Below are 313 nucleotides of genomic sequence, written 5' to 3' on the forward strand. Positions count from 1 at the left end.
CACGCAGGAGGTCAGCGGTTCGATCCCGCTAGGCTCCACTTTATTTATTATATGTCTCGGAGGTATACCCAAGTTCGGCTGAAGGGATCGGTCTTGAAAACCGACAGGCGGTGAGAATCGCGCGGGGGTTCGAATCCCTCTACCTCCTCCATTTTCTTTTAAAATGGTTTAGACATAAATAATAAAATATTTTTTCCTTCATGGAGGTATACCCAAGTTCGGCTGAAGGGATCGGTCTTGAAAACCGACAGGCGGCGAGAGTCGCGCGGGGGTTCGAATCCCTCTACCTCCTCCATTTTTTATAAAGTAAATA

General features: G+C 47.3%; 2 tRNA genes. Both read left to right on the top strand.

Annotated elements, in window-relative coordinates:
- The first annotated feature begins 58 nt into the window (after positions 1 to 58).
- Positions 59 to 151, top strand: a tRNA-Ser gene (locus tag MR147_RS26860).
- 51 nt (positions 152 to 202) lie between these two features.
- Positions 203 to 295, top strand: a tRNA-Ser gene (locus tag MR147_RS26865).
- Positions 296 to 313: the final 18 nt, after the last annotated feature.

It is taken from the genome of Bacillus cereus group sp. BfR-BA-01350 (assembly GCF_022663775.1).
Taxonomy (GTDB): Bacteria; Bacillota; Bacilli; order Bacillales; family Bacillaceae_G; genus Bacillus_A; species Bacillus_A paranthracis.